5 protein-coding genes are annotated in these 7,274 nt (G+C 40.3%); 4 read left to right on the plus strand and 1 reads right to left on the minus strand.

Annotation, left to right across the window (positions count from 1 at the left end):
- Positions 1-773 precede the first annotated feature (773 nt).
- A complete protein-coding gene (gene ppdK / locus AC37HE_RS11360; RefSeq protein ID WP_500782962.1) occupies positions 774-3,482 on the plus strand; it encodes a pyruvate, phosphate dikinase in 2,709 nt (902 codons plus the stop codon).
- A gap of 130 nt (positions 3,483-3,612) precedes the next feature.
- Here ppdK and AC37HE_RS11365 read toward each other — a convergent pair whose 3' ends face one another.
- A complete protein-coding gene (locus AC37HE_RS11365) occupies positions 3,613-4,170 on the minus strand; it encodes a hypothetical protein (protein WP_500782963.1) in 558 nt (185 codons plus the stop codon).
- A 189-nt stretch (positions 4,171-4,359) separates the two neighbouring features.
- Here AC37HE_RS11365 and ruvX point away from each other — a divergent pair, with 189 nt between their 5' ends.
- From ruvX to AC37HE_RS11380, 3 genes are all read left to right on the plus strand, one after another.
- Positions 4,360-4,779, plus strand: a complete 420-nt coding sequence (ruvX, locus tag AC37HE_RS11370) for a Holliday junction resolvase RuvX (RefSeq protein ID WP_500782964.1) — start codon at positions 4,360-4,362, stop codon at positions 4,777-4,779.
- Positions 4,779-5,342 carry a peptide deformylase gene (gene def, locus AC37HE_RS11375; RefSeq protein ID WP_500782965.1) on the plus strand — a complete coding sequence of 188 codons (564 nt, stop codon included), beginning with the start codon at positions 4,779-4,781 and terminating at the stop codon, positions 5,340-5,342. Before ruvX ends, def begins: the two co-directional genes overlap by 1 nt.
- A 189-nt stretch (positions 5,343-5,531) precedes the next feature.
- Positions 5,532-7,274 (plus strand): ComEC/Rec2 family competence protein (locus tag AC37HE_RS11380; protein ID WP_500782966.1); only part of this gene is annotated, 1,743 nt, incomplete at its 3' end.

The raw sequence follows: 7,274 nt of genomic DNA on the forward strand, positions 1-7,274 counted from the left end.
GTTATGATAAGACAAAATGTCGGGATTTAAATAAGAAGGGCTGAAAAATCGTCGGGATTGACGACATGTGGTGCGAACTTTTGTCAGAAAAAGAAAAAAGGACGGTGTTCCGTCCTTTTTCAACTAATCAAACTATTCTATGAAAAAAATCCTTTACTTACTATGCTAATGTCTATTCCAAAAATACGGACAAGTTCAGTTAACTTCTGACAAGAAATGTTAAAATATCTTACATCACACTTATCCATAAAAAAAGGATGGTGACCCATCCTTTTAAACTTAACCAAACCTATCTCTATGAAAATTTTATGCTTACTATCTTGCTCTTTTGTACGAAACAAATGTAACGGAGATTTCAGTTAACAGATGACAAGCAACGTTAACAAACGTTAATTATCTGCCTTAATAATTGATCAGTGACTCTTCCACAAGCATTTAACAGAAAGAAACGAAAGCCTAAAAAGAATAGGGAATATAAGCCAAACGGACAGAAGATTGAAAATTTGTTCAGGTCAAAAAAACAACCGCAATAGGAATTGCGAAATTATCACCTCTTCTGATAAGGCGAATTTGACTTAAAGTTAGTCATAGCATTTTAAATTATCGATATAAACCTATTGAAAAACATATCGCTGAACAGTCAATGCAACATAGCTATAAAACATCTATCCTTATCCCCCATATTTTTCTAATTAATAAAATTTACGGTTACATTAGTAACTCAAAAATTAACTCTAGTTATTTAGTCCAATCAACCTAAAATCTTAAAATCTATGGCAAAATACGTTTATACCTTTGGTAACGGAAAAGCCGAAGGGAAGGCAGACATGAAGAATCTGCTAGGTGGTAAAGGAGCAAATTTGGCAGAAATGAATTTAATCGGAGTTCCTGTTCCACCAGGCTTTTCAATCACAACCGAAGTTTGTACAATTTACAATCAACAAGGGAAGGAAGCGGCGCTCGCTGCTATTAAACCCGAGGTTGAAAAAGCAGTCGCACTAATCGAGGAACTTACTGCAACCCAGTTTGGAGACAAAGACAATCCATGTTTGGTTTCTGTACGCTCCGGAGCACGAGTATCGATGCCTGGTATGATGGACACGGTATTAAATCTTGGATTGAACGACCTGGCGGTGCAAGGAATTGCAAAGAAGTCGGGTAACGAACGTTTTGCATGGGACTCTTATCGCCGCTTTGTACAAATGTACGGTGATGTTGTTCTGGGCATGAAACCCGAGAGTAAAGAAGATATCGATCCTTTTGAAGCCATTATGGAAAACCTGAAAGAAGAAAAAGGAATCGAACTGGATACCGATTTTACAACAGATGATCTTCAAAAATTAGTGATCGAATTTAAAACTGCTGTCAAGAAAGTTACCGGTCAAAGTTTCCCTGATGATCCATGGGAACAACTTTGGGGTGCTATTTACGCCGTATTCGACAGCTGGATGAACGAACGCGCCATCTATTACCGAAAAATCAATGGCATTCCCGCAGAATGGGGAACAGCCGTTAATGTTCAGGCAATGGTATTTGGCAATATGGGTGAATCATCGGCAACCGGTGTAGCTTTTTCGCGGGATGCTGCAACCGGTGAAGATATATTCAATGGTGAATACTTAATTAATGCACAAGGTGAAGACGTTGTGGCAGGTATTCGTACCCCTCAACAAATTACACTCGAAGGTAGTAAGCGCTGGGCAGTTTTGGCTGGCATAGATGAAGAACTAAGAAAATCGCACTTCCCCTCACTTGAAGAAACAATGCCCGAACTGTATGCAGAATTAAATGCGGTACAGGAAAAACTGGAGAGTCATTACAGAGATATGCAAGACCTGGAATTTACGATTCAGGAAGGAAAGCTCTGGTTATTACAAACAAGAAATGGTAAACGCACCGGTGCTGCAATGGTAAAAATTGCCGTTGACATGCTTGAGCAAGGCATTATCGACAAAAAAACAGCCCTGCAACGAATAGAACCTAACAAGTTGGATGAATTGCTTCCCCCGGTATTTGACCCGGAAGCTTTGAAAAAAGCGAACATTTTAGCTAAAGGTCTTCCTGCTTCTCCAGGTGCAGCAACCGGACAAATCGTATTTTTTGCCGATGAAGCATCTAAATTCGAATCATCTGTTTTAGTGCGTATCGAAACCTCTCCTGAAGACCTTGAAGGTATGAACATTGCCAAAGGTATTTTAACTGCCCGTGGTGGTATGACATCGCACGCAGCAGTGGTTGCCCGTGGTATGGGTAAATGCTGTGTATCGGGAGCCGGCACGGTAAGAATAGACTACCGGGCCAGAACAATGAGTGTTGGAAATGTACATTTAAAAGAAGGAGACTGGATTTCATTAAACGGCTCAACAGGAGAAGTGTGCGAAGGAAAAGTAAAAACACGGAATCCGGATTTGGGAGGTGATTTTGGCAAAATCATGGACTTGGCCGACGAGTTTACCCGGATGTCGGTAAGAACAAATGCTGATACTCCGCACGATGCTCAAGTGGCCCGAAATTTCGGAGCCCAAGGTATTGGCCTTTGTCGCACCGAGCACATGTTCTTTGAGGGAGAACGCATTAAAGCTATGCGCGAAATGATCTTATCGAACACAATCGCAGAACGCGAAAAAGCATTAGCCAAACTATTGCCTTATCAACGAAGCGACTTTGAAGGAATTTTTGAAGCCATGGCTGGTTATGGCGTTACCGTTCGTTTGCTCGATCCGCCTTTGCACGAATTTGTTCCACACAATAAAGCAGCCCAGGAAGAATTAGCCAAGGAAATGGGAATTACCATGGATCAACTGCTCTCTAAAATCGAAGATCTTGAGGAATTTAACCCGATGTTAGGTCACCGTGGGTGCCGTTTGGGAATTACTTATCCTGAAATTACGGCCATGCAGGCACGTGCCATCATTGAAGCTGCACTCAACCTGAAAGCTAAAGGAATTGATGCCAAACCGGAAATCATGGTTCCTTTAGTCGGAACGATTGCCGAATTAAAAAACCAGTCTGCCGTAATCAAAGAAACAGCAGAGAAGGTATTTGAAGAGAAAGGTGCTCGGGTTGACTTCTTACTTGGCACAATGATCGAGATTCCAAGAGCTGCTCTTACAGCCGATATGATTGCAGAAGAAGCAGAGTTCTTCTCCTTTGGAACCAATGACCTTACCCAGATGACTTTTGGCTACTCACGCGATGATGCCGGAAAGTTCATGCCGCACTACCTGGATAAAAACATCCTTAAAAATGATCCATTCCAGGTGCTTGATCAAACAGGTGTTGGACAATTGGTTAAAATGGGCGTTGAAAAAGGTCGTTCTACAAAACCAAAATTAAAAGTTGGAATTTGCGGTGAACATGGTGGCGAGCCAAGTTCGGTCATGTTCTGCGACAGCGTTGGTTTAGACTACGTTAGTTGTTCTCCCTACCGGGTACCAATTGCACGCGTATCCGCAGCATTAGCAAACATCTCTAAAGGTTGATTTTTAATAAACGCAAAAAGTGAAAGCCGCCCAACTACAGGACGGCTTTCTTTCTCTCCATTCCCCTCAAAAGAAACGGCTATCATGCCGAAGCAATCAAGCCGTCAGTATTTTGAATTGATTCGATTATCTAAAAATGTGCTGTCAGGTTTAAACTAAACTGTGGAGCCAAACGATAACCATGATCGCAATGTTCAAAAGTTAAATCACCAACACGGAAATATAAATGACCTCCGTAATGTACTCGTTCATAACGACCGGGAAGATCAACAAAAACCTGTCCGGCAGGAACTGCAATGCGCACATATCCAACACGTGGATAATATCTGTAATAGTTACCTCCGTGATAATACAAATCCCCATGGGCATATTTTAATCGCATCGGAGCTTCATGAAACCGTTTATACACATTCCCGTATTGGGGGTGACGATAGGCATAACGACTATCATCATATCTGCGGTGGTTGTTTTCGTAATGGCGAATATTTGATCGTTCATTACGATAATCCCGTTCACTATAATAGTTCTTTTTCTTATTGTACTTTTTATTCGAATGCTTCGAATACTTATATTCTTTTTTATTGGCCTTCCCTGAATCGTATCTCTGTGCTTGCGCTGAAAAGCTACTTAAACCAAGTCCCATCATCAACGCTACTGCTGCTATTTGATATTTAATTGTTGTTTTCATGACTTTAATTCTTTTAGGTTAAACAATCATTTCGACTTTACCGGTAATTGTTATTATGACCTTTGCAATTCGCATGCCAAAAACACAAACAACTACAAAACAATCACTTACGCCACTCTCAGATTACATTATTTTTGCCAATTGTTTCAGAATGAAAATAGAATATTACTTTTGTAGCAAAATTTTGCCGTGGGAAGAATATTAGCTATTGATTATGGGAAAAAGCGTGTGGGCCTAGCAGTTACAGATCCAATGCAAATAATTGCCAACAAACTGACAACAGTGCCTAGCCATCAAATCTTTGATTTCCTAAAAGACTATTTTCAGAAAGAACAGGTTGAACAAGTTGTCATTGGTTATCCCTTACAAATGAACAATGAAGCATCAGAAGCCGTTCTGTATATCAATCCGTTTTTAAAGCGTTTTCAAAAGTTATTTCCCAATATGCCTATCGAGCAGGTTGACGAACGATTTACCTCGCGAATGGCATTTCAAACGATGATTGATGCCGGCTTAAAAAAGAAGGATCGACAAAACAAAGCAACGATTGATGCTGTTAGTGCAACAATCATTTTGCAATCGTATTTAGAACAAAAAAAATTCAGATAATGATTTATCCAATTACAGTATACGGTGACCCCATTTTACGCAAGGTTACTCAACCAATTGAAAAAGATTATCCCAACTTCGACCAATTGGTGAAAGATATGTTTGAGACAATGTACTTTTCAGACGGGGTTGGATTGGCTGCTCCTCAGATTGGTCTAGCCATCCGGATGTTTGTCGTGGATGCATCAACTGCTGCGGACGAAGAACCAGAGCTGGAGGGTTTCAAAAAGGCATTCATCAATCCGGAGATCATAGAAACCAAAGGAGATGAATGGGTCATGAACGAAGGTTGCCTTAGCTTACCTGACATCAGGGAAGATGTATCAAGACCGGAGTTTGTAAAAATCAAATACTACGACGAAAATTTCGTTGAACACATTGAAGAGTATGGTGGTTTCGCAGCGCGTGTCATCCAACACGAATACGATCACCTGGAAGGAACCCTGTTGGTTGATTACTTAACACCACTGAAGAAACGAATGCTGAAAAGTCGCTTGACCAATATTAGTAAAGGGAAAGTGAAAACCAGCTACCGAATCGTAGTCCCCGGAACACGCAAATAAGCTTTTCGGTAGCCAACAGCTACCGATCTTAAAATAAGTCGTAATTTTCTGGCATAAAATAAGAATTCACTGTAACTTGATTGATATTCAACTCAAATTACAGTGAATTTTTTTTCAAACAACCCCTTCGTTAAGCTTCTGGGATATTGGACTTTGGGACTATTGATGGCCAAATTCGTCCCCTCGCTAATGATCGTCGTCATTTTTTTCCTTATCACCGGCGGAATTTGGTTTCTTATTCTGCTTAAACAAAAAAGATATCCTTTTGATCTTGTCGCTTCAGCCCTGTTAGGCTTAATGATTGTTCTGCTCTCAGGGCTAAACTTTCGATGGCAAAATCACCCAATCCCTCGCCCAACCAAAAACAAGATTGATTTCTTAGCACGCCTATTAGAAAATCCGCAGGAAAAGGCAAACAGCTATCAACTTATCTTAAAAGTTATTCAAGCCGAAAACGATTCACTGAATGGAAGCAAACTAATTGTCTGGACAACTAAAGACTCCAGCATACAAAAGCTACATGCCGGCGATCAGATTTTTGCCAGTTCCACAATCCGAAATATAGAAAATACAGGTAACCCGTTCGAGTTTGATTACAAAAGCTACATGGCGCAACAAGGCATTTACTTTCAATGCTATATTCCAATCAAAAACTTAAAGAAAACAGGATCTGGTAGTTTCAATATAAAACTTTGGGCTGAGAGTTTTAGGGGAAAATTATTAAACCAATTAAAAGCAAGGCTGTCCAGACAGGAAAGTTTCGAGGTTATTTCGGCATTAACTTTAGGCTACCGCAAAGAGCTAAGCCCGGAAACCAGAGCTAGCTTCAAATCAACGGGAGCGATGCACGTTCTTGCAGTCAGTGGCTTGCACGTAGGACTTATCTTCCTGTTTCTTCTCCGGGCCTTCAAGTTTCTACCGTTATTAAAAGGAGGCAAGTGGCTTAGACTCATCCTGGTTTCAATAATTCTTTGGACCTATGCCCTAATTACCGGCTTCTCGCCTTCTGTACAACGAGCTACAACCATGTTCACATTTCTACTGGTAGCCGAAACATTAAACCGGAAAAATTCCATTTATAATTCGATTGCAGCATCGGCATTTGCGCTTCTTCTCATCAATCCGGACATTCTATTCGCCGTTGGCTTTCAGCTATCGTATACCGCAGTTCTAAGTATCGTTTACTTTTATCCGATATTTGTAAAAATTCTACCCGTTCAAAATGTACTCATTCAAAAACCGTGGCAACTATTTTGCGTTTCATTAGCCGCACAAATAGGCACATTCCCGCTAAGCTTATACTACTTCAATCAATTTCCGACCTATTTCTGGCTGAGTAATTTCGTTGTTATCCCGGCAGCTTTTGTAATTCTGTGCATAACCTTTCTCTTTTTTATAAGCTCAGGCATTCCAATCCTAAATCATTGGCTTGCTCAACTACTCGACACAACAATCACTGCAATGCTATTTCTTCTAAACAAAATCAGCACCTTACCTGCTGCCATTATTGATCAAATTTCTATATCAGGTCCTGAATTAGCCTGTCTGATCGCGGTCATCTTATTTGTCATTCTTTTCATCAATCTCAAAAAAGTACGTTACCTGCAAGTTTCACTGTTGTTCTTCCTGCTGTATCAGGCGTTTGGGCTGAAAACCAAGCTAGACCTGTTCAATCAACATCGAGTTATTCACTATACTAGCAGAACCAATACCATTCATCTAATTGATGGACGGCTCAATTACATTTTAAGTGAAGATACCTCAAAGCTAAGTCCATATCTCTACAGTCATGTATTAACACAGCTTCAACTTGGAGAACCCATAATTTTACCGATCTCTCTAAAAACCAAGTTTGAAAGTGATCAACTTATTGTAAAAGATGATATATGTCAATTCGGAAATCAACGTATTGAATTGAATCCTCCAGAATCA

The organism is Mangrovibacterium sp., assembly GCF_059905295.1.

Excerpts from the sequence above, each read along its gene's own strand:
- def (WP_500782965.1), top strand. The coding sequence starts at position 4,779 with ATGATTTATCCAATTACAGTATACGGTGACCCCATTTTACGCAAGGTT.
- AC37HE_RS11365 (WP_500782963.1), bottom strand. The coding sequence starts at position 4,170 with ATGAAAACAACAATTAAATATCAAATAGCAGCAGTAGCGTTGATGATG.
- ppdK (WP_500782962.1), top strand. The coding sequence starts at position 774 with ATGGCAAAATACGTTTATACCTTTGGTAACGGAAAAGCCGAAGGGAAG.